This window comes from Pandoraea sp. PE-S2T-3, assembly GCF_002179965.1.
Lineage (GTDB): Bacteria > Pseudomonadota > Gammaproteobacteria > Burkholderiales > Burkholderiaceae > Pandoraea.
On sequence record NZ_NGUQ01000033.1, the window covers coordinates 1 to 19943 of the forward strand.

The window sequence follows — 19943 nt, forward strand, 5'->3', positions numbered from 1 at the left end:
ATCCGCGACCGTCACCTTCGAAGCGAACGTCGCCTGCGGCAGCTTCGCGAGTGCTGCGAGCATCTGACCGGTTTGGTTCGAGTCGTCGTCGATGGCCTGCTTGCCCAGGATCACCAGTTGCGGCTGCTCCTTGTCGAGCACGGCCTTAAGCAACTTGGCCACGGCCAGCGGTTGCAGCTCTTCATCCGATTCGATCAGGATCGCACGATCCGCACCGATGGCCAGCGCCGTGCGCAGCGTCTCTTGCGATTGCGCCACACCCGCGGACACCGCAATCACTTCCGTCGCCACGCCCGCTTCCTTCAGACGCACCGCCTCTTCCACCGCGATTTCGTCGAACGGATTCATCGACATCTTCACGTTCGCAATGTCGACGCCACTGCCGTCGCTCTTCACGCGAACCTTTACGTTGTAATCCACTACCCGTTTGACCGGAACCAGAACCTTCATGCGGACTCCCTTGATTCAGAAAAACCGGGCGGCAGGCTGCTCATGCAGCCCCTGCCGCCCGCTAAAAATACGAACTTACTCGATCTCGCGCCCTTTCGTCTCGGGCAGCAAGAACGCCGTGACCAACACGACGAAATAAGCACCGCCGGCAAACATGCCGATGGCCGTGCCCAGACCGCTCGTCTTGGCCAGATAGCCGACCAGACTCGGGAACAGCGCACCGATGCCGCGCCCGAAGTTATACGCAAAGCCTTGCCCATTCGCACGCACTGCCGACGGGAACAACTCCGTCAGATACGCGCCCATGCCGCTGAAAATACCCGAGGCGGCGAACCCCAGCGGGAAGCCCAGAATCAGCATCTGATCGTTGCTCAACTGGAATTGCGTGTAGGCATAAATGCTCGCCCCAGAGAGTACCGCGAAGATCAGCAGGTTTGCACGGCGGCCCAGCTTGTCGGTCAGATACGCGCCGGTGATGTAGCCGATGAACGAGCCCAGAATGATCACCAGCAGATAGCCGCCCGTGCCGATCACCGACAGGTGACGCTCGGTCTTCAGGAACGTCGGCAGCCACGTCGTCACGGCGTAGTAACCGCCCTGCACGCCCGTGCACAGCAATGCCGAGAGCAACGTCGTCTTGATCAGTGCCGGCGAGAAGATCGCCCATGCCGACGTGCGGTTGGCCGAGGCGGCCTCACGCTTGCGGGTGCGCTCGAACAGTTCCGGCTCGGGCACGTTCTTGCGGATAAACAGCACGAACAGTGCCGGAATCACACCGATCCAGAACAGCGCACGCCACGCGTATTCTTCCGGCAGGTACGAGAACGACAACGTGTAGCACAGCGCCGCCACGGCCCAACCGATGGCCCAGCCGCTTTGCACCGTACCGACGGCGCGGCCGCGATACTCGGTGCGCACGATTTCGCCCATCAGCACCGAGCCCACGGCCCACTCGCCGCCGAAGCCCAGGCCTTGCAGCGCGCGCAGCACGAAAATCTGTTCAAAGTTCTGGGCGAACCCGATCAGCACCGTACACACGGAGAACCACAGAATCGTGGCCTGCAAGATGCGCACACGGCCATAGCGGTCGGCGAGCACGCCGGCCAGCCAGCCGCCGATCGCCGAGAACAACAGCGTCACGGTCGCCAGCATGCCGGCCTGTCCCTTGTCGATGCCGAACACGGTAATCAACGTGGTGATCACAAACGTGAACACCATGAAGTCGAGCGCATCGAGCGCCCAACCGCCGAAGGCGGCGATAAACGTGCGCCGCTCGGTCTTGTTCATCTGACGATACCAATCCATCCCTGTCTCCCCATTCATCCTTGGTGATGCAAGGGCGCCCAATGCGCCCGGATACTACTTCCGCTACGATCTGTTGTTGAATTCAGCCCTTCGCCGGAAAGCCGTACAGGCGCGCCGGGTTGTCGACGAGAATGCGGCGGCGCGTGTCGGCGTCGGGTGCCCACTGCGGCAGCAGGTTGCGCAGCGTGCCGGTGTTCGGCATACGCGTGAGCGACACGTGCGGCCAGTCGCTGCCCCACACCATGCGATCGGGCGCGTCGGCAATGAGCGTCTGCGCGAACGGCGTCACGTCGTCGAACGACGGGAAACGCTCGCTGATCCGGTACGCGCCGGACAACTTCACCCAATAGCCGTGATCGCGCACCAGCGAGCGCAACGCCGTGAAGCCCGGCGAGTCGAGCCCTTGTGCCACCGGCGTGTGGCCCATGTGATCGACGATGCCCGGCACGGGCAGCTTCGTCATGCGCGGCATGAGTTCGGGCAAGGTCTTTACGTCCATCAGGAACTGCATGTGCCAGCCCAGATCCTTGATGCGATGTGCGAGCGTTTCCATCGCCGTGAAACCGATGCCGCCGCCAAACAGCACGTTGATCCGCAGACCGCGCACGCCGGCCGCGTGCATCGCTTCGAGTTCCGCATCGGTCACCTCGGGTGCCACCACGGCGATGCCGCGCAGGCGGTCGGGGTGACGCTTCAACGTTTCGAGCATGTAGCGATTGTCGGTGCCGTAGACGCTGATCTGCACCAGCACGCCGTAGGTCATGCCAGTGGCGTCGAGCATCGCCAGATACTTGTCTTCAGGCGCGGGCGGCGGCGTGTAGCTGCGCTCGGCCACCATCGGATAGGCGTCGCCGGCGGCAACCACGTGAGCATGCGTATCGACGGCACCGAACGGCACGTCGAACGTCGGCGGATCGATCTCCGGCAGCGGGCCAAGGCACAACGGTGCCCCGGCAGCGGAAGTTACAGTCATGACGACTCCTCAAAGGGCGCGAGGCGTCAGGCTGGACGTCGGGCTCACGCCGGGAAAAATTCGGATGAAACACTGATGAACTACAGGCGAATCACGGTTGAAGCACATCAGGCACCGGCACCGCCGATGCCTGTGAACAGCCGCCTCACTGCACCTTGAGCAACTTGCCCGGGTTCATGATGCCGGCCGGGTCGAACACGGCCTTGATCTCGCGCATGAGGCGCAGTTCGAGCGGCGACTTGTACTTCGCGAAGTAGTCGCGCTTGAGCTGGCCGATGCCGTGCTCCGCGCTGATGCTGCCGCCGTAGCGCGCCACTTCGTCGAGCACTTCGGCGGTGATCGCCTCGCCGTGCTTCGCCATGAAGTCGGCCGCCTCACCCGCCGGGCGCGAGAGGTTGTAGTGCAGGTTGCCGTCGCCAAAGTGCCCGAAGATGAACGGACGCACCTGCGGGCACACGCGGCGCACGCGCGCCTCGGCGCTCGCCATGAATTCGGGAATGGCCTCGATGGGCAGCGATACGTCGTGCTTCAAGTGCGGGCCGTCGGCGCGTTGCGCTTCGGAAATTTCTTCGCGCAGCTTCCACATCTCTTCGACCTGACCGAGCGTGGACGACACCACCGCGTCGGCACACAGATCGCGCTCGATGGCGGTCTCGATCACGCGTTCAAGCAGCGCGGCGAGCGCCTGCTCGTCGGCCGTGTCGGCCAGTTCTACCAGCACGTAGCCCGGGTGGCGCTCTCCGAACGGGGCGCGCACGCCCGGCACGTGGGCCATGACGAGGTCGACGCATTCACCGGTGAAAAATTCGAACGCCTGCATACGCGAGCCGCACTCGGTGAACAGCAGTTCATAGAGTTCGAGCGCCTGACGTGGCGACGTGACGGCAGCGATCACCACCTGACGCACGGGCGTCGGCGCAAACAGCCGCAACGCGGCGGCCGTGATGATGCCGAGCGTGCCTTCCGAGCCGATCAGCAATTGCTTGAGGTCGTAACCGGTGTTGTCTTTGCGCAAGGTGCGCAAGCCGTGCAGGATCTCGCCATTGGGCAGCACGGCTTCGATGCCGAGTACCAGCTCGCGCGTCATGCCGTAGCGCACCACGTTCACGCCACCGGCGTTGGTGGCGAGATTGCCGCCAAGCTGACACGAGCCTTCTGCCGCGAGACTCAGCGGAAACAGACGATTGACGTCGCTCGCCACGCGTTGCAGGTCCTGAAGAATGCAACCAGCTTCGGCCACCATCGTGTTGGCAATGGTGTCGAGGCTGCGCACGGTGTTCATGCGATCGAGGCTCAGCACCACGTTCTGCGCCGCGCTGTCGGGCGTCGCGCCACCACATAAACCCGTGTTGCCCCCGCGCGGCACGACCGGCGTTGCCGTCTGCTGGCACAGGGCGAGCACTTTCGAGACGTCCTGCGTCGAGCGCGGACGCACCACGGCCTGCGCGCTGCCACGGTACATGCCGCGCCAGTCGGCCAGCCATGGGGCGATGTCGTCGGGAGCGGTGAGCACGCTGTCGGCACCGATAGCGTCGATGAGGCGTTGGGCGAAGGCAGTGATTGTCATGGGATCACGCGTCGGAAGTTAGGGGGCGAGAAGTTGGGGTATTCGATGTCGGGCGACGATTGCGAGGCGGGGCACCGGCCCTACGACAGAACCGAGGGCGCAATAGCCCCGGTGATGATGTCGCGTCCGGGCAGGGTCAGACCAAGGCGCGCCGACGCGCGCAACAAGTGCGAGAGCGATGCGGCGCGCGCCAGCAGCGGGTCACGTGCCTTGATGGCGTTGAACACGGCGACGTGCTCCTGATGCACCTGCGCCGCCAGCCCTTCGTGGCGCAGCGTATTCGTACGCGCGGCCTGCACCACTTGCCGGATCTGGAGATTCAGATACTGCAAAAGGTCGGCGTAGTAGCGGTTATGCGTAGCGCGCGCGATGGCAGCGTGAAACGCGGTGTCGTACTCGACGCCGTTTTCCGCGTGATAGAGATTGGTTTCGAGCTTTCCGAGAATCTCGCCCAGCAGGCGGATGTCCTCTTCGGTATGACGCACCGCTGCAAGCGCTGCTGCCGTGCTTTCGAGATCGAGGCGCAGTTCATACACGCTCGCGAGGTCGGCCGCGTCTTGCCCGACCGGTACCTGAAAGCCACTGGACGGCGTGCGCGCGCGTACGGTGACGCCCGCGCCCTGACGACTGTCGATCAGCCCTTGTGCGCGCAAACGTTCCGTGACTTCGCGGATCACCGCCTGACTCACACCATAGGTTTCGGAGAGCTGCTTGCCGGTCGGCAACTTGGTGCCGACGGGATAGATCCCCTGCCGGATCGCGTCATGCAGTTGCTGCGAGACCTGTTCGGTCAGGGTTTTGGGCTTGGTTGTCATCCTCTCACGTCATCTCATGCTTTTCTGGTTTGCATGTTATATGAAAACTTTTGAGGGATTACACCGCGTTAACCCTTGGTTTTGTCTTGGTGGTCCCTGCTATCTCACACCATGAAAAAACTTGGGCGGTGCCGGTCGTGTTGACCGGGCACCGCCCTTTGTTCTGCCGTCTGCCTGAAGCCGGCTTAGAAGCCGATCAGCGCTTCCGTCACGTGGCTAACGTTCGGCGGCGCGGCGAAGCAATCGCTCACGAGGGCACGCCACTGGGCGAAGGCTTCCGAGTTACGGAAGTCGACGGTGTGGTTTTCCAGCGTTTCCCAAGTGACGACGAGGCTGTAATGCGTCGGCTGCTCGATCTGCTTGAGCAGGCGCATGCCGTGGCAGCCTTTCGACCCCTTGAACAGCGGCGCGGCTTTGGCGACGCCTTGCTCGAATGCCGCTTCCGTGCCGGGTTTGACTTCGATCTGGGCGATTTCAAAGATCATGGGTTTTCCTCAGTGGTTGGCTCGTGTGTGACTGGATGTTTTGATGTGGTCACGCGGTTGCAGCGCACGCGGAACGATACGCGATAGACGGCACGTCCCGCTGCGAGAACGCTCGATTCTATACCGCGCCCTGCGGCCACGCATCGCGCGAGCCATCGCGTATCGCTTACAGAGTTTTATCGACGGCATTTCCGGCGCCGCTCATGACGCCACCGACGCCGCCGCCGATGCCGTCGTTCACCCCCTCGATGCACCGGCGTCGCTCACGATCGCCATCGCCGCACCACGAACGTGCCGAGATTTGCCCCTCAGGCATTTCCATCCAGCAAAACATTCATACAAATCAGTGACCTGAAAATTCTGGCATCGGTCTTGCTCATCCTCTTTCTTCTTCCCGTCTGCACCAAAAGAGCACATTCATGCCCAATACCAATACACCCGGCGACGTGCTGTTCCTGTTACTCGGCGCGATCCTGGTGCTTGCCATGCACGCCGGCTTTGCCTTTCTCGAGCTCGGCACGGTTCGCAAGAAGAATCAGGTCAATGCGCTGGTCAAGATCCTGACCGACTTTGCCGTCTCGGGGCTGGCCTACTTCTTCATCGGTTACCCGCTCGCTTATGGCGTGGACTTCTGGTCGAGCGCCACCGTGCTGTCCGAGCACAACGGCTATGCGCTCATCCGGTTCTTCTTCCTGCTGACGTTTGCCGCGGCGATTCCGGCCATCGTGTCGGGCGGGATCGCCGAGCGGGCGAAGTTTCATCCGCAGTCGGTGGCGACGTTCTTCCTCGTGGGTTTGATCTATCCGTTCTTCGAGGGCATCGCGTGGAACGGCCATTTCGGCATTCAGGACTGGCTGACGCGCACGGTCGGCGCACCGTTCCACGACTTTGCGGGGTCGGTGGTCGTGCACGCGGTAGGGGGCTGGATCGGACTGGCGGCCGTGCTGCATCTGGGCGCGCGCCGAGGACGCTACAACGGGCAGGGTCAGGTCGCGGCGCACCCGCCGTCATCGATTCCGTTTCTGGCGCTCGGCGCGTGGATTCTCATCGTCGGCTGGTTCGGCTTCAACGTGATGAGCGCGCAGCGTGTGGGCGGCATCTCGGGGCTAGTGGCCGTGAATTCGCTGATGGCGATGGTCGGTGGCACGCTGATCGCGATGTGGGTCGGCAAGGACGACCCGGGCTTTATTCACAACGGCCCGTTGGCGGGTCTCGTTGCGGTTTGTGCAGGCTCGGACGTGATGCATCCGCTGGGCGCGCTGGTGGTAGGTGCTGTCGCCGGTGGGCTGTTTGTGTGGCTGTTCACGGTGACGCAGAACCGCCTGCGTATCGACGACGTGCTTGGCGTGTGGCCGTTGCACGGCGTCTGCGGAATCTGGGGCGGACTGGCAGCCGGCATCTTTGGCCAGACGGCACTCGGCGGGCTGGGTGGCGTGAGCTTTATCGCGCAGGTCGCGGGGACGGTATCGGGCGTAGTGATCGCCTTCGTCGGCGGCTATGTCGTCTATGGCGTGCTGAAACGCACTGTGGGGCTACGACTCGACGATGAGCAGGAATACTACGGTGCGGACTTGTCGATCCACAAGATTACGGCGACGCCGGAGCGGGAGACGAACTGGTAGGAGTGCATACGAGACTCAATGGCGCCGTTGACCTCACGAATCAACCACTCGCCGGAGACAATCGAAAGCGGGTGCCTTCCGGCAACCCGCATCCACGTCGACTCTAGACTTCAGGCAACCGCGATAGTCAAATCGGCTTCGTCACTTGCATTTTCCGATTCGTAGTCCTCGCCTTCCTCGTAAGCGTCTCCCATGTAAGCCCCTTTGCCCATAGCTTCCTCAATCAGAGCCAGTAACTGTGTTTGCCGGTCGGACATGAACGCTTCGAACGAGTCACTGCGCAGGAATTCCGGATTAATAAGGTGGGAGCGCAGATGTTCGTCCAGTCGTGCTTGGGAAATTGATGGACTAGTCGTGTTTCCAGCCTCAAGTTTGGCAAGATACTGGGATGGGGCGACTCCACCAATGATGCGATTCGTGCGATACGACAACGGCGTCTTGTTAATAATCGAATCGAAAACGGCCGGTTTGATACCTTGGGACTTGCACCAATCCTGAGGAAAGATGTGGTGAATGTCGACATTTTCCCCGAAGAACACGATGTGGTCGAACTGTTGACCAGAACGGAAGTCCTGCGCCCCCTTCTTCATCAACAATGCGTTGACCCCCTTGTATGCGGCGGACAATCGCATGCGCATCGTCTTTAGCCGGTCCGCGCGAAATGTAGTCTCGCTGATCGTTGTCGGCTCTGGCCCGCCATCGAGCCAAGCCGGAACTTCCAAGAAGTCACGCGAGAAACGCGAGTCGACTGCTGAGCCATACAATTCACCGAACACACCGTTCCAGTACCACTGAACGAGCTTTGCTCGAATCGTGTCATGCTCCCAAGCACTTCCGATATCCGCCAAGATGGCCGCAAGCGGGACAATCTGCGATTGGTACGGAAGATCGAACAAGCGATAAATATGCAGCATGTGCAGAAACTTTGCTGCATGAACGAATCCGGTCTCAACTTGCGCTTCATACTTTTTGTATGCAGCGAGCGGCAGGCTCAAGAGTGCCTGACGATTCCCACTGACTGCCGGGAGGTCCTTTCCGGACTTCCCCGCCCGCTCAGCCTCTCTTCGCTTCTCGCGCGTGTGAAATAGCGAAATGGCTTGCAGAAAATCCGTGTTAGTCACGTTGGCGATGATGCCTGAGGTGGCCCCCGCAGGACGAAGAGTCTCAGCGAAGCGACTTTGCCTTCCCTTCTCCTTATCCTTGCCAAACCAATCTTTGCGCAGTTCATGTCCATCGGCCGCATACATGGCGGTGACAAGCTCAAACGCATCAAGTGGCTTACCTCCTGTATTCACTTTCTCAAAGACAACGCAAACGGCCTCCTTCGAGGTCGACCTGTCGAGCGCAATGACTGGGACGCGATATTGCTTAAAATTGTCCAGGATCGCCTGCTTGAATGCCCGGAACAGCGCCTTCTTGGCATCCGCGTTTGCGTCGTTCTTCCAATAGTCGTCGAAACCATCCTGCCATGTATCCCAGTCAAAAACTTTCGACACTGGATACATGAGAGTCTCGTATTCTCGATGCGGCGTCGCAAGATCTAGGACCTCGGAACGTCCAAAGTCTTTGCGAATCACCCGGTCTTCCGGAACACCGACGATGGCGTCCTCGCGATCGCATGACGGGTCCATCGCTTTAGCGATGTCAATGTAGAACCAACGCTTAACCTTCTTGTTCTTTGGCGTCACCGTTTCCACAACTTTATCGCGCAGTGTCACTTGATAGAGCGAAGTCATGCGCTGCTGGCCATCAAGCAACAAAGAGCGTGGTCGAGCCGCCTTTGCTTCATCGGGGGCGCCTTCAACCGGCCGTGGTTTGAACTCAATGTCGCCACCGGTTTCGAGCGTCATCAGCGCTCCGACAGGGAATGCACGCGAGATTGAGGCAATCAGACTCTTGATACGCTCTTCGTCCCAGACCCAACTCCTTTGAAAATCAGGAAGTTGTATGGCGCCGTCGTGGCAGTCGTCGAGAAGTTCTCGGAGGAATATCGGGTTAGTTTGAAATGCGGACCTGGCCATGGTCGATGTGTTTTCCGTTGTTATGAACACTTGCGGTTCACGGAGTGTACATAGCGACGAATACTTTGGACAACTGCAAATGTTGCTTACTAGACTTATATTTCAAAAACGTTTGTTACTTGGCCAATTGTATCGGACCATTTATTTTCCAACGCATTGAAAATTCACAAAAAATTCGACCTCATTAACAATAGAAATCAAGAACCGGAATTTCAATCGCTTGTATGCGTTTTTATCAGCGCTCAAAAAACACGAAATGTATCAAGAGCCGGATTGACTATTTTTGGCATAATTTCCTTCAACGAAACACTGCGCCGAACACAGACGAAATCGGTGTTGAGCCCAGCGCCTCGATATCTCAACCAGCCTCCCCCCGCCCCAACCCCAGCACCGCCTGAAGAATCGCAACCCGCGCCTGACCGAGAATCTGGCCTTGCCATCCGGCGTCGTCGAAGCAGAACGCCGCGCGCACCTGATCGCGGATCTTTGCCGCCTGTTCTGACGGTGTTTCCGGGTTTCGGCGCAGCCACGCGTCGGCGCGCAGCATATGCAGCATGTCGATGAGCGGCACCGTGCCGTACTCGATGGCCATCGCCGTGATTTGTGCATCCGGGCGAGCGAAGCGCAGCGTGTCGAGCAACGGGCCGCCGACGTTCGACGCCACCGTCGTGCCATCCACCGGACTCGCCACATCGGCGCCCCACCAACGGCGCGCCCGCTGCAACTCCGCCGCATCCAACCGCCCCACGCTGATCTTCTCGCCATGCCCCGGCGGACCGAGCCCGGTATGGAAGTCGATCCAGCCGATGGCATCGCAACCCTTCGCATGCGTGTCGATCAGCGTGCGCATCAGACGAGTGCTCCATACCGGTCCGCGCCCGCCGTAGAACAGCCCGTCGGCAAAGCTGTACTGCCCGATCGTCAGCGCGCGCTGATACGCCGGTTCGCCATGCGTCGCGATGTAGTCGGCAATCGCCGCCGCATTCAAATCCGACGGCGGCCAGATCGGTGGCACGAGCAACGCATGCAAGTCGGCGTAGGCATCGTTGACCGGCAGCGGTTGCGTGAAATCGATGCTGTTGCGGTTCAGATCGACGTTGTCTTCATTCGTGCGCGACAACCACGAAAAGCCATACGGATTGATCGCGTGCACCACGAGAATCGCCACATCGGCCGCTGCCAGACGCGCCTGCAATCCCGTATCGCCCAGCAGGGCAATCTGCGCCGCACTGCCGCAGAAACCTTCGACGCCATGCGTGCCGGACGTCAGGATCAACAAGCGCCGGGCATCCGATGAACCGAGCCGCACAACATCGGTGGCCAACGCTTCGCCTTCGCGCCCGATGATGCCCTGAATCACGTGGCTCTCGACATCGACACCCGCAGCGCGCGCAGCCGCGGCAAACCGCTTGCGCGCCTGCGAATAGCTCACGGAAAAAAGTCCGGTCGTCATGGCGCGTCAGGCCACCAAGAACGCTTCGGCCAGCCGCACCCAATAGGTAGAGCCCAGCGTCAGCACGTCGTCGTTGAAGTCATAGCTCGTGTTGTGCAACATGCACGGCCCGAGCCCGTGGCCATGCGCGCGGTGATCGCCCAGCCCGTTGCCGATGTACGCATAGCAGCCCGGGCGCTCCAGCAGGAAGAACGAAAAATCTTCCGCGCCCATGGTCGGGTCGATCGGGCTCACCACGTGATCGCGGCCGACGATCTCCTGCATCACATTCACGGCGAACTGCGTCTCGGCGGCCGTGTTGACCGTCGGCGGGTAGTTGCGGACGAACGAGAACTCGACCGTGCAGCCATACGCCGCCGCCGTCGCTTCGCAGAACTCGCGCATGCGCGTTTCCACCAGATCGAGCACTTCGAGCGAGAACGTGCGCACGGTGCCGGCCAACGTGGCCGTGTTCGGAATCACGTTGATCGCCTCGCCCGCCTGCATCTGCGTGATGGACAGCACGGCGGCATCGATCGGGCGCTTGTTGCGCGTCATGATGCTTTGCAGCCCCGTGCCGATCTGCATGGCCGTCAGCACCGGGTCGATACCGTCGTGTGGCATCGCGGCGTGCGCACCCGTGCCCTTCACAACAATTCGGAATTCGTTGCTCGACGCCTGCGTCGCCCCCACGCGCGCCCCAAAACTACCGGCGGCAAGCCCCGGCCAGTTGTGCAGCGCAAACACGGCATCGACCGGGAATTTCTCGAACAATCCATCCTTGAGCATGGCCTTGGCGCCGCCACCACCCTCTTCTGCCGGCTGGAAGATGAACACGATGGTGCCGTCGAACGTGCGGTGCGCCGCGAGATGCTGGGCCGCGCCCAACAACATGGCCGTGTGGCCGTCGTGACCGCAGGCGTGCATCTTGCCGGCGTATTGCGAGGCGTGCTCGAAGGTGTTCAGTTCCTGAATCGGCAACGCATCCATGTCGGCGCGCAGCCCGATGGTCTTCGTGCCGGTGCCGTTGCGCAGCACACCGACGACACCAGTCTTGCCCAGACCGCGCGTGACCTCGATGCCCCACGATTCGAGCAGGCGCGCGACGATGTCGGCCGTGCGTTCCTCTTCGTAGCGCAGTTCCGGATGTGCGTGGATATCGCGGCGAATCGCCTGAAGCTCTGCCGTACGTTCGGCAATTTCGGGAATGATGGACATGGGAGTGGACTCTGATTGGACGTTATCGGATGGCCCCAATGCAGCGGCGACTACCCCCGGCTCAGGGGCAGTAATGCCTGTTGTGCATTACGGGGTAATGGGGCCGGTTACGGGAATTCGTCAGGCAAGACACGCGCGGGAATCATGGAGGAGCCAGACGCCCGCGCGATGGTGAGTGAGGGGTTACGCCAGCGGCTGACGCGAGCGGTCTTTGAGCATCAGAATCGTGATGAGGCCCACTGCCGCGCCGAACAAGCCGTAGTACACGACGGCGAGCTTGTCGCCCGTCCAGCCGATCAGCAGCGTGGCGATCGCCCCGGCAAAACCGCCGAAGATCATCACCGCGAAGTTGTAGCCGATGGCCATCGACGTGGCACGCACGCGCGACGGGAACAACTCGCACACGAACGCGCAATACGACCCTTGGAACAAGCCGAGCGAGAGCATCAGGCAGCACTGCACGAAGATCAGCATCGGCAGCGTCGGCGTATGGCTCACCGCGAGGAACAGCGGATACGCGATGATCAGGCTGATGAGCGCCGAGGCCACCATCGGCTTCTTGCGACCGATCGAGTCCGAGATACGGCCCGAGGCGAAGGTGCCGATGATGTACGCCACGGCGGCACACAACGACGCGATGACGCTGCTCTTGAACGGAATGCCCAGCGACTTCGTGGCGTAGCTCGGCATGTAGTAATAGAAGATGTACGTGCCGATGGTGCCGTACACGGTGAGACCGAAACCGGCCAGCACCTGACGCCAGTGCTGCGTGATCGATTCGATAAACGGCGAGCGCTCCGGCGCCGCGCGCTTGGCCGCATCCTTGAACACCGGCGACTCGTCGAGGCGCGAGCGCACATACAAGCCGACCGGCACGATCAGCAGGCCGAGCACGAACGGGATACGCCAGCCGAACGAATCGATCTGCTCCGGCGTCAACGCCTGCGTAATACCCACCGAAACAATGGCGCCGAGCAGCATGCTGCATGCCTGCGCAATCATCTGGAAGCTGCCGTACACGCCGCGTCGCTCGACCGGGGCATGCTCGACCAAAAAGGCCGTGGCACTGCCCACTTCGCCGCCCGCCGAGAAGCCTTGCAGGAAGCGGCCGATCAACATCAGGATGGGCGCGGCCATGCCGATCTGCGCGTAGGTCGGCGCAAACGCGATGACGGCCACACCGAGTGCCATGACCGAAATGGTCAGCAACAAGGCGGCTTTACGGCCGTGCTTGTCGGCGTAGTTGCCGAGCACGATGCCGCCGAGCGGGCGCGTGAGAAAGCCCACGCCGAAGGTGGTCCATGCCGCGAGCAAGGCGGCGGTCGGGTTGTCGCTGGGGAAGAACTGGCGGGCGATGTTCGCCGCGAAGAAGGTGAAGACCGTGAAATCGAACCATTCGAGCGCGTTGCCGATGGTGGATACCGCGATGATGCGGGCATCAATACGTTTGCCCGATCGCTCAGGCACTGCCGGGTTGGCAGCGTTAGCCGAATTCGAGGCGCTGTCGCGCCCAACCGAAACTTCCATGGTGATGCTCCTGTCTCGAAGTTTTACCGTGGCAAGCCGACTGCACTCGCATCGACCCATTCTGCTTGTGCCAAAAAACCAATAAAAGCTAGAATTTGTGATCCGTCATCGCAACTTTTTTGTTGAATTGAAAGACGCCGACGGCCCCCACAACCCAGCAAAATCAGGCAGAACCTGCGAGGCACCCCCGTGAGCAACCTGCGATTCATGCGCACTTTTACGGCAGTTGCGCGCTACGGCTCGTTTGCATCAGCCGCCGAGCATCTGGCGATGACGCAATCGGCCGTGAGCATGCAGATGCGTGCGCTGGAAGAAGAATTCGATCACGCGCTGTTCGACCGGGTGGGCCGGTCGGTGGCGCTCAATGCCATGGGCCGCGCGTTGCTGCCGCACGCCAAGCAGCTGCTGGCGCAATACCAGACGATGCAGATGCTGGCGTCGGGGATTGAAACCCCGGCCGGGACAGTCAGCATCGGCACGGTCGAGTCAGCCGTCAGCGCGTTGGCCGCCGCCGTCTCGCAGATCAAGGATGCGCAACCGCATCTCGACGTTCTGATCCAGACGGCGCGATCGATCGAGTTGACCGCGCAGCTCGATGCGGGCGATATCGATTGCGCCGTGCTCGTCGAGCCCCCGGGGCGCCGGCCGGCAGGCGTGCGCTGGACACCGCTGTACAAGGAGTCGCTGGTGCTGCTGACACCAGCAGACATGAAGCCCGCACCGGCGGCACGGCTACTGTCGACGGAGCGCTTTCTGCGCTTCGACAAAACGCAACGCACCGGCGCACTGATCGATCGCGCGGTGCGACGTCAACGCGTCAAGGTCAATGAGTATCTGGAACTGAGTTCGATCGAAGGCATCGTCGCGCTGGTGCGCCAAGGGCTGGGCGTCGCCGTGGTGCCCATGCTGCGCAACGCCACGTGGGCCCATGAGGAAACGCTGCGCATCATCGCGTTGCCGGGCGTGACCGAGCAGCGCAGCATCGGCCTGCTGGAGCGCGTGCGTCACGACAAGATCGGCATTACGACCGCCATCGCGCAGCAGGTCATGGCGCAGGGGTGACGGTGTCTTCAACACTCCATCTGTTTCGTGTGTTGTCGCACCATCAAGGCAGCGGATCGAAGAAGAGATAGATGACGGCGATCCGGCCGTCCCGCGCCAGAACGACATCCGTCCCGGCGTATTCGGGGGCATAACCGGGGCGCCCGGAGACCCAGCGAATTCGCCCGCCGTCACCTGATACATCGGGCAACGCAATCGGCTGGTACTTGAATTCAGGATGCGTGGCCTTGATGGCACCGGCAATCCGGTCGAGTTGGTCACGCCCGCGATAGACGCCCATGTTCGGGTCGTAAAACACGCAATCGTCCGTGTAGAACGCGTCGATGAGCGCGCGCCGGCGCACCGGGTCGTTCTCGCCAAACATATCGAGATTGCGTTGCAGCAGCGTCGGAATATCGTGGGTCATGATCTTGCTCCCATAAATCTCGGTTCAAGCGGACGTGGCGCACGTCTTTGCTTCGTTCATGCGTGCGCCACGGCGCCGGTCAGTCGAACAACTTGCTCGCCGTCCGGGCAATCAACTCACCCTGATGTCGCGCACCGGCAAGTTCGATGGCGCTCGGCTGACGTTGCCCTTGTCCGCCGGCAATGGTCGTCGCACCGTACGGCGCGCCGCCCACGACTTCGTCCAACGTCATTTGCCCCTGATGGCTGTACGGCAAGCCGACGATGGTCATGCCGAAGTGCAGCAGATTGGTGATGATCGAGAACAATGTCGTCTCCTGACCACCATGCTGCGTCGCGCTGGAGGTGAAAGCGCCGCCGACCTTGCCATTCAAAGCACCGCGCATCCACAGACCACCCGCCTGATCGAGAAATGCCGCCATCTGCGAGGAAATGCGGCCGAAGCGGGTCGGCGTGCCGACCACGATGGCGTCGTAATCGGCGAGTTCGGCGACCGTCGCTACCGGCGCCTGCTGGTCGAGCTTGAAGTAAGCCGCCTTGGCGGCCTCTTCCGGCACGGTTTCCGGTACGCGCTTGATGTCGACCACGGCGCCCGTCGAGCGGGCACCTTCTGCGATCGCATCGGCGAGCGCCTCGATGTGCCCATACGACGAGTAATACAGAACGAGAACCTTAGCCATTTGAAACACTCCTGATTGAGTCGGGGGACTTGCTCAACTACGTGGTCGGATTTGGATCGGCGCGCAAACTCACGACGCGCTCGGCACCGAGCCACGCAACGCGGCGGCCTTGGCACGTGCATCGAGACTGTAGGCACCCGCACCGAAATAGGTGATCTGGAGCAAACCGCCGGCCATCATCACGTTCTTCAGGAAGTGGATCATCTGGTTCTGATCGCCGAAGTTGTGATGGAAAAACACCGCAGTCGCGAGCGAAAAGAGCGCCAGCACCAGCGACACCGGACGGGCACGGAAGCCCGTAATCAGCAGCAGGCCGCCGCCCGCTTCAACGAGCACCGCGACGAGATACGCAAGCGAAGGCGCCGGCAGACCGACCGCGCCGATGTATCCGACCGTGGCGGCGTGCGCGCCGAGCTTGCCCAGCCCGCTCATGAGAAACGGTGCGCCGAGCAGAATGCGGCCCAGCAAAGGAAGAAATTTGTAGTTGTTCATCGCAAAAAGTCCTGAGAAATCGAAAAGAGAGAAGAAAGAGAAAAACCAAGAGGTGGAGTGAAAAAGTCGAGGCTCAACCGGTCTCCACCATGACCAGTTCAGCGTCTTCGAAAGCGGTGATCTCGGCCGTTGAGACGTCCGTCATTGCCACGCCGTCCAGCGGCCCCATGGGCTCGCCGTTGATCGCGATGCGACCGGCTGCGACCACGAGATAGGCGCTGCGCGACGGCCCAAGCGTGTGCCGGACCGTTTCGCCTGCCGCGAGTGTTGTCCCAAGCAACCGCGCATCGGCGCGTATGGGCAGCGCGCCCTCGTCGCTCGCGTAGTAGCCGCTGGCAAGGACCGTGAAGCGCCCTTTGCCGTCAGCGCTCGATGGCGCGTCGGAACCGTCGGAACCGTCGGCGCCATTGGCACGATTGAAACCATTCGCACCGCTGGAAATCACCTTGGCTTTGGGGAACGCCCGCGTGTCCCAGTGCGGTTTGCCGCCGTCCGCACGTGGCTTCAACCAGATCTGGAAGAGCTTCAGCGGCACGTCACCCTTATTGAACTCGGCGTGACGAATGCCCGTGCCCGCGCTCATCACCTGAACGTCGCCCGCACGGATCGTGCCTTCCGAACCCAGCGTGTCGCGGTGTCCGAGCACTCCCTGCCGGACGTAAGTGATGATTTCCACGTCGCGGTGCCCGTGAAACGGAAAACCGCCGTCCACCGCAATTTCGTCGTCGTTCCAGACGATCAGCGGACCGAGCGCCTGGTGCGCCGGGTTGCCTGCCGGGCTGACCTGAAAGTGATACTTCGCCCGCAGCCAACCGTGGTCGACGCTGTCGAGCATTTCCGCACGCCGATGCGCAAGCATGGCTATCTCCTTGATTCACGCGCCTGAACCACTCCCGGATGTCTACGGGGGCTCTGGCAATGGAGAGAATGCTATTCGCGCAAAGATGACCTGCATATCTCCCATATTGAAAAGCATCGTTGCTTCCTGTAGAACGATACGGACGCAGGTAATCGCATGTGGACGCTAATGGAGCCTTCGCCCCAATGGACCCGATCTCTGATCTCAATGACCTCAGGCTCTTTGCCGAGGTGGTCGAGCACGGCAGCTTCACCGCCGCCGCCCGCCATCTCGGTCTGCAAACGTCGAAGCTGAGCCGGCGGGTGCGCGCGCTGGAAGAAGAGCTGGGTGTGCGCCTGCTCAATCGCACGAGCCGAAGTCTGTCGCTTACGGAAACCGGGCGTCAGTTTCATCAGCACTGCCTCGCGCTCGTCGCGGAGTCGCGCGCAGCCAAAGACCTGATCGATCAGACCCGCAGCCAGCCCCAAGGCACGGTGCGAATCAGTTGTCCGCTGGGCTTATTGCGTTCCGGCATCACCGGAATCATCTCGCGGTACGTGCAGGAGAATCCGCAGGTTCAGGTGCTGCTCGATGCCACCAACCGTCGCGTGGACGTCATTGAAGAGGGTCTGGATTTCGCCATTCGCGTCAGACTCCCGCCGCTGGACGACACCGACCTCGCGGTGCGTCAGTTGGGGCTGTCTGCTCTGGTGCTCGTCGCCAGCCCAGCGTTGGCAAAGCAATATGCCGCGCCCACCTCGCTCGACGCATTGAAGGATTGGCCAACGCTCTCGATGGCCAGCAAGAACGAGCGCCATACGTGGCAGTTGCTCGATGCCGAGGGTCAGGTCGCCGCCCTCATCCATCGGCCCCGGCTGGCGACGGACGATCTCGACAGCCTGCGCATGGCGGCCATGAACGGCGTCGGCGTGGCGCTGCTGCCTGCCGAGTTCGTGAAAGAAGACTTGCTCGCCGGGCACTTGCGCCGGCTGTTGCCGAATCTGTCGACGGCACCGGGGCTCGTGCATGCGATCTTTCCGACGCGACGTGGCATGGTGCCGGCGGTACGCCACCTGCTCGATGCGCTCGTGGCCGGATTTGAACCACCCGTGTGATCGTGTGATGACGCACACGACGCGGCGCCTGCCGAACGGGCTCACAGGCGCGTTTCGTGGGCAGCCATGTCGTCGATATCGATGCACACGGTTGCTACCGAACCCGGTGTCGATCGGCCACCAGGCGTGCGGGCGCCAGACGCCGGTGAGTTGCCGTCCTTCGCGCCTGGAGCACTTGCCATCAACCACTCAGGCAACATCGCGCCGTAGTGCTGATACGCCAGCAACACCCGATACGCGGCGCGCACTGACGTTGCGCCGCTCCATTGCCACCCGTCGTCGCGCCAGCGTTTGCCCCACGAACTCTCCGCCGGTTGCAGACTCAGGAACGACATGTTGCCCGTGATCGATGGGTGGCTCGGCACACCGAAGCGCTCGCAGGCCTGCGCGATCGCGTTCACCGTCAGAGGATCGGGATGATCCAGAAGAAAGCGGCACAAGCCCGTGTCCGAGGCGATTTTCGCAAGCAACGCCGTGTCGCAATGAATCGACAGCTTCATGACGCGCGCCACATGCCGCATCACCATCGCCAATTCGGCCTCCGGCACGCGCCGTACCGCGTCACCGAGCACCTGCCACCGATTGCCCAACTTGCGAGCGTCGTGGGCAAACGCCACCTTGCGTGCCCACGTGCCGGCGAGACTCGTCACCGCCCGGCAACTGTCGAGCACAAGCCCCGCCACGCGCAGCACGCCCCGGTCGCTATCGAGACCGCGCGCTTCAGGCCCCAGCCACGACGACACCCAAAGGATCAGCCGCGCCGGAGGCACCGCCGAATTCGCCAGCGTGAACAGGGTCGCCACGTCACGCAAGCGCGTGAGCGTGCCCAGCGCATCACGCCATGAGGAAGGCGGCGACGCTGCCGCGCCCGTCCTGCCCGGCACGTCCTCAGGCAGACACGCGGCGAGCAACCGGCAACCCGCATCCATGCGCTTGAGCACTTCATCGACCGCGTGGTGACGAATGAGCGTTGGCGAGCCCAGCGATTGCGTGATCAGTCCCTTCAGCCCCTCGAAGCTCAGTAGCGTCCAGTCGGCCCACGCGATATCAAACGGCGTGTTCGCCGCCGCAGCGCCCGGCCACAGGCCGTCGGTCTGCGTGGGCGAGACGTCTGCCTGCGCCGCGTCGCGATAGAACCGTTCGCCGATGATCGCGAGCAACGACACATTGCCAAGCAACGACAGCAGATCGCGCGCCACGCGAAAATGCCATCCCCTGTCGCCGGTCGTACTCATGGTTTGCAACCACCTGGCGATGTCACCGGCCGCTGCGTCGAGAGAGTCTTCAACCGGCGCGCACTCGGCCCCCGTCTCGGCGGACGTCGGACTGGTCAGCGTCGTCTCGATGTGTTCGAGTTGCGTCCCCAGTCGCACATCCCGCTCGTGGGCGAGATCGAACTCCTTACGATAGAAGTGCTGGCACGGGCCGGTCGTCACCCAAAGACCCGCCCACGCGCGCGTGAAGGCATCCGTCAGTTCGCGACGCATCGCACGGCGCGTCGACAGGACGTGGGGGCCGAGATCACGCATGCTGTTGGACGTGCGCATGAGGCGCTCGGCAATGTCGGCATGCCGCGAACTACGGTGCGCGACCTGTTCATGTGCGCGTGCAAAACTCGCCCCGCGTACCCCGTTCCATGAGCAGCCTCTGCGCGCGTCTCGTGCCGCTTCCGCCCGGATGGCGACCTGATATGGCATGAATTCCTCCTTGCCTGATGGTGTCCACCAGCATAAATCGATGGCCTCGATGGCCGCTGGCAAACCGTCGACCATAGGGGGACGATGGGGCCACTCGCGACAGCCGATCGAGCGGGCACGTGGAAGTCGCAGCGCCCGCCGCAAGCCCATGACGGGAAAACAGCAAATCACCGCGCAAATCGTCAAACGACGCATCCCCCAGCGAGCGCCCACTTACGCAAGCTGCACACACCGCAAAA

At 62.0% G+C, this 19943-nt stretch carries 18 protein-coding genes; 3 read left to right on the forward strand and 15 right to left on the reverse strand.

The window, feature by feature from the left end:
- The 6 genes from CDV46_RS18920 to CDV46_RS18945 all read right to left on the reverse strand — a co-directional run.
- Positions 1 to 450, reverse strand: a 450-nt coding sequence (locus tag CDV46_RS18920) for an electron transfer flavoprotein subunit beta/FixA family protein (protein WP_140413423.1), incomplete at its 3' end; no start/stop codon positions are given.
- 75 nt (positions 451 to 525) lie between these two features.
- Complete coding sequence (locus CDV46_RS18925; protein ID WP_058379683.1) at positions 526 to 1755, reverse strand: MFS transporter; 1230 nt, start codon at positions 1753 to 1755, stop codon at positions 526 to 528.
- An 82-nt stretch (positions 1756 to 1837) separates the two neighbouring features.
- Positions 1838 to 2728 (reverse strand): amidohydrolase family protein, encoded by an 891-nt coding sequence (locus CDV46_RS18930; protein WP_087724223.1) that lies wholly within the window; start codon positions 2726 to 2728, stop codon positions 1838 to 1840.
- Between the two features lie 145 nt (positions 2729 to 2873).
- Complete coding sequence (locus CDV46_RS18935) at positions 2874 to 4295, reverse strand: FAD-binding oxidoreductase (protein ID WP_087724225.1); 1422 nt, start codon at positions 4293 to 4295, stop codon at positions 2874 to 2876.
- 80 nt (positions 4296 to 4375) lie between these two features.
- Entirely contained in the window at positions 4376 to 5110 is a 735-nt protein-coding gene (locus tag CDV46_RS18940) for a FadR/GntR family transcriptional regulator (protein ID WP_087688464.1), read from the reverse strand.
- Between the two features lie 185 nt (positions 5111 to 5295).
- Complete coding sequence (locus CDV46_RS18945) at positions 5296 to 5595, reverse strand: antibiotic biosynthesis monooxygenase family protein (RefSeq protein ID WP_058379687.1); 300 nt, start codon at positions 5593 to 5595, stop codon at positions 5296 to 5298.
- Between the two features lie 419 nt (positions 5596 to 6014).
- Between CDV46_RS18945 and CDV46_RS18950 the strand changes: the two genes are divergently transcribed.
- A complete protein-coding gene (locus CDV46_RS18950; RefSeq protein ID WP_087688465.1) occupies positions 6015 to 7217 on the forward strand; it encodes an ammonium transporter in 1203 nt (400 codons plus the stop codon).
- A 110-nt stretch (positions 7218 to 7327) separates the two neighbouring features.
- Here CDV46_RS18950 and CDV46_RS18955 read toward each other — a convergent pair whose 3' ends face one another.
- From CDV46_RS18955 to CDV46_RS18970, 4 genes are all read right to left on the reverse strand, one after another.
- Entirely contained in the window at positions 7328 to 9238 is a 1911-nt protein-coding gene (locus tag CDV46_RS18955; RefSeq protein WP_087724228.1) for a GmrSD restriction endonuclease domain-containing protein, read from the reverse strand.
- A 358-nt stretch (positions 9239 to 9596) separates the two neighbouring features.
- Positions 9597 to 10691, reverse strand: a complete 1095-nt coding sequence (locus CDV46_RS18960; protein WP_087724230.1) for a M14 family metallopeptidase — start codon at positions 10689 to 10691, stop codon at positions 9597 to 9599.
- A 6-nt stretch (positions 10692 to 10697) separates the two neighbouring features.
- Positions 10698 to 11888, reverse strand: coding sequence for a M20 aminoacylase family protein (locus CDV46_RS18965; protein ID WP_058379691.1), 1191 nt, complete (start codon positions 11886 to 11888; stop codon positions 10698 to 10700).
- Between the two features lie 183 nt (positions 11889 to 12071).
- On the reverse strand, positions 12072 to 13415 hold the full coding sequence (locus CDV46_RS18970) for an MFS transporter (protein ID WP_087688468.1): 1344 nt from the start codon (positions 13413 to 13415) through the stop codon (positions 12072 to 12074).
- Positions 13416 to 13604: 189 nt separating this feature from the next.
- Between CDV46_RS18970 and CDV46_RS18975 the strand changes: the two genes are divergently transcribed.
- Positions 13605 to 14477, forward strand: coding sequence for a LysR family transcriptional regulator (locus CDV46_RS18975; RefSeq protein ID WP_087688469.1), 873 nt, complete (start codon positions 13605 to 13607; stop codon positions 14475 to 14477).
- A 43-nt stretch (positions 14478 to 14520) separates the two neighbouring features.
- Here CDV46_RS18975 and CDV46_RS18980 read toward each other — a convergent pair whose 3' ends face one another.
- The 4 genes from CDV46_RS18980 to CDV46_RS18995 all read right to left on the reverse strand — a co-directional run bounded on the left by CDV46_RS18980 (position 14521) and on the right by CDV46_RS18995 (position 16913).
- Positions 14521 to 14883: a nuclear transport factor 2 family protein gene (locus CDV46_RS18980; protein ID WP_087724232.1), complete on the reverse strand. Its 363-nt coding sequence runs from the start codon at positions 14881 to 14883 to the stop codon at positions 14521 to 14523.
- A gap of 79 nt (positions 14884 to 14962) precedes the next feature.
- The gene (gene wrbA / locus CDV46_RS18985) at positions 14963 to 15562 is read right to left on the reverse strand and encodes an NAD(P)H:quinone oxidoreductase (RefSeq protein ID WP_087688470.1); all 600 of its coding nucleotides are present in this window, start codon (positions 15560 to 15562) and stop codon (positions 14963 to 14965) included.
- A gap of 69 nt (positions 15563 to 15631) precedes the next feature.
- On the reverse strand, positions 15632 to 16054 hold the full coding sequence (locus CDV46_RS18990; RefSeq protein ID WP_087688471.1) for a DoxX family protein: 423 nt from the start codon (positions 16052 to 16054) through the stop codon (positions 15632 to 15634).
- A gap of 73 nt (positions 16055 to 16127) precedes the next feature.
- On the reverse strand, positions 16128 to 16913 hold the full coding sequence (locus CDV46_RS18995) for a pirin family protein (protein ID WP_087724234.1): 786 nt from the start codon (positions 16911 to 16913) through the stop codon (positions 16128 to 16130).
- 185 nt (positions 16914 to 17098) lie between these two features.
- On the opposite strand from CDV46_RS18995, the gene CDV46_RS19000 reads away from it, so the two are divergent.
- Complete coding sequence (locus CDV46_RS19000; protein WP_087724236.1) at positions 17099 to 18007, forward strand: LysR substrate-binding domain-containing protein; 909 nt, start codon at positions 17099 to 17101, stop codon at positions 18005 to 18007.
- Positions 18008 to 18048: 41 nt separating this feature from the next.
- Here the strand turns inward: CDV46_RS19000 and CDV46_RS19005 are convergent, their stop codons facing one another.
- Positions 18049 to 19704, reverse strand: a complete 1656-nt coding sequence (locus CDV46_RS19005) for a hypothetical protein (RefSeq protein ID WP_140413424.1) — start codon at positions 19702 to 19704, stop codon at positions 18049 to 18051.
- Positions 19705 to 19943: the final 239 nt, after the last annotated feature.

Coding starts and splice junctions, on each gene's coding strand:
- CDV46_RS18925 (WP_058379683.1), bottom strand. CDS start 1,755: ATGGATTGGTATCGTCAGATGAACAAGACCGAGCGGCGCACGTTTATC.
- CDV46_RS18930 (WP_087724223.1), bottom strand. CDS start 2,728: ATGACTGTAACTTCCGCTGCCGGGGCACCGTTGTGCCTTGGCCCGCTG.
- CDV46_RS18935 (WP_087724225.1), bottom strand. CDS start 4,295: ATGACAATCACTGCCTTCGCCCAACGCCTCATCGACGCTATCGGTGCC.
- CDV46_RS18940 (WP_087688464.1), bottom strand. CDS start 5,110: ATGACAACCAAGCCCAAAACCCTGACCGAACAGGTCTCGCAGCAACTG.
- CDV46_RS18945 (WP_058379687.1), bottom strand. CDS start 5,595: ATGATCTTTGAAATCGCCCAGATCGAAGTCAAACCCGGCACGGAAGCG.
- CDV46_RS18950 (WP_087688465.1), top strand. CDS start 6,015: ATGCCCAATACCAATACACCCGGCGACGTGCTGTTCCTGTTACTCGGC.
- CDV46_RS18955 (WP_087724228.1), bottom strand. CDS start 9,238: ATGGCCAGGTCCGCATTTCAAACTAACCCGATATTCCTCCGAGAACTT.
- CDV46_RS18960 (WP_087724230.1), bottom strand. CDS start 10,691: ATGACGACCGGACTTTTTTCCGTGAGCTATTCGCAGGCGCGCAAGCGG.
- CDV46_RS18965 (WP_058379691.1), bottom strand. CDS start 11,888: ATGTCCATCATTCCCGAAATTGCCGAACGTACGGCAGAGCTTCAGGCG.
- CDV46_RS18970 (WP_087688468.1), bottom strand. CDS start 13,415: ATGGAAGTTTCGGTTGGGCGCGACAGCGCCTCGAATTCGGCTAACGCT.
- CDV46_RS18980 (WP_087724232.1), bottom strand. CDS start 14,883: ATGACCCACGATATTCCGACGCTGCTGCAACGCAATCTCGATATGTTT.
- wrbA (WP_087688470.1), bottom strand. CDS start 15,562: ATGGCTAAGGTTCTCGTTCTGTATTACTCGTCGTATGGGCACATCGAG.
- CDV46_RS18990 (WP_087688471.1), bottom strand. CDS start 16,054: ATGAACAACTACAAATTTCTTCCTTTGCTGGGCCGCATTCTGCTCGGC.
- CDV46_RS18995 (WP_087724234.1), bottom strand. CDS start 16,913: ATGCTTGCGCATCGGCGTGCGGAAATGCTCGACAGCGTCGACCACGGT.
- CDV46_RS19000 (WP_087724236.1), top strand. CDS start 17,099: ATGGACCCGATCTCTGATCTCAATGACCTCAGGCTCTTTGCCGAGGTG.
- CDV46_RS19005 (WP_140413424.1), bottom strand. CDS start 19,704: ATGCCATATCAGGTCGCCATCCGGGCGGAAGCGGCACGAGACGCGCGC.